This window comes from Escherichia sp. WS3227_2 (assembly GCF_046486495.1).
In the GTDB taxonomy this organism is placed as follows: Bacteria; Pseudomonadota; Gammaproteobacteria; order Enterobacterales; family Enterobacteriaceae; genus Escherichia; species Escherichia coli.
In genome coordinates this window covers 1-503 of the sequence record NZ_JBJQLG010000063.1, presented here as the reverse complement: position 1 = coordinate 503, position 503 = coordinate 1, and the positions used below count along the sequence as shown (strand labels likewise).

The window sequence follows — 503 nt, the reverse complement described above, 5'->3', positions numbered from 1 at the left end:
GAAGCCATCCGAAATACCAACACTGCTCGGATATACCGCTAGCCTGGTTGATAAAAAATGGTTGCGACTGGCAGCAAGGAGGAATCATGGCTGATTTGAGAAAAGCAGCGCGTGGTCGGGAATGCCAGGTAAGAATCCCTGGCGTATGTAATGGCAATTCTGAAACGTCTGTACTGGCACATATCCGGCTGGCTGGATTGTGCGGTACCGGTATCAAACCGCCAGACCTGATTGCCACCATTGCATGTTCTGCCTGCCACGACGAAATCGACCGCCGCACACATTTTGTCGATGCTGCATATGCAAAAGAATGCGCGCTGGAAGGTATGGCGAGAACACAGGTTATCTGGCTGAAAGAGGGGGTTATTAAGGCGTGAATACCTACAGTATCACATTACCCTGGCCTCCGAGCAATAATCGCTATTACCGCCATAATCGCGGGCGCACGCACGTCAGTGCAGAGGGGCAGGCATACCGCGATAACGTCGCCCGAATCATTAAAA

General features: G+C 51.7%; 1 protein-coding gene and 2 pseudogenes. All 3 read left to right on the top strand.

Annotated elements, in window-relative coordinates; genetic code table 11:
- Positions 1-94 (top strand): annotated as a pseudogene (locus ACJHXB_RS24850) (hypothetical protein); the annotation flags it as partial.
- Positions 87-377: a DUF1364 domain-containing protein gene (locus tag ACJHXB_RS24845; RefSeq protein ID WP_000774488.1), complete on the top strand. Its 291-nt coding sequence runs from the start codon at positions 87-89 to the stop codon at positions 375-377. The pseudogene ACJHXB_RS24850 and the gene ACJHXB_RS24845, both read left to right, overlap by 8 nt.
- Positions 374-503, top strand: a pseudogene (locus ACJHXB_RS24840) (hypothetical protein); the annotation flags it as partial. The gene ACJHXB_RS24845 and the pseudogene ACJHXB_RS24840, both read left to right, overlap by 4 nt.

Coding starts and splice junctions, on each gene's coding strand:
- ACJHXB_RS24845 (WP_000774488.1), top strand. CDS start 87: ATGGCTGATTTGAGAAAAGCAGCGCGTGGTCGGGAATGCCAGGTAAGA.